Raw genomic sequence first — 278 nt, 5'->3', positions numbered from 1 at the left:
CAGTTGGCTCATCCGCCAAAATTATCTTTCCACCGTTGATCAGTGCTCGGGCAATACTGACGCGTTGCTGCTGACCGCCTGAAAGTTCGCAAGGTTTATGATGCTCACGTCCTTCCAGTCCCAGTCTGCCCAGCAACGCCGTTGCACGTTGCCGACGGCTGTCGCGTTCGCTGTTGGCGTAAATGGCCGGGATCTCCACGTTACCAAGTGCGCTAAGATCAGGTATCAAATGGTAGCGCTGGAATATAAAGCCAATGTGTTCCCGGCGCACTCTAGCC

General features: G+C 54.7%; 1 protein-coding gene. It reads right to left on the bottom strand.

The annotated features are described in order from the left end of the window. Window positions 1-278 (bottom strand): ATP-binding cassette domain-containing protein (locus V5P19_RS23470; RefSeq protein ID WP_334407945.1); only part of this gene is annotated, 278 nt, incomplete at both ends.

This window comes from Enterobacter sp. UNJFSC 003, assembly GCF_036903355.1.
Lineage (GTDB): Bacteria > Pseudomonadota > Gammaproteobacteria > Enterobacterales > Enterobacteriaceae > Enterobacter.
The sequence above is the reverse complement of the archived record's forward strand: the minus strand, read 5'-3'. Positions and strand labels throughout refer to the sequence as shown.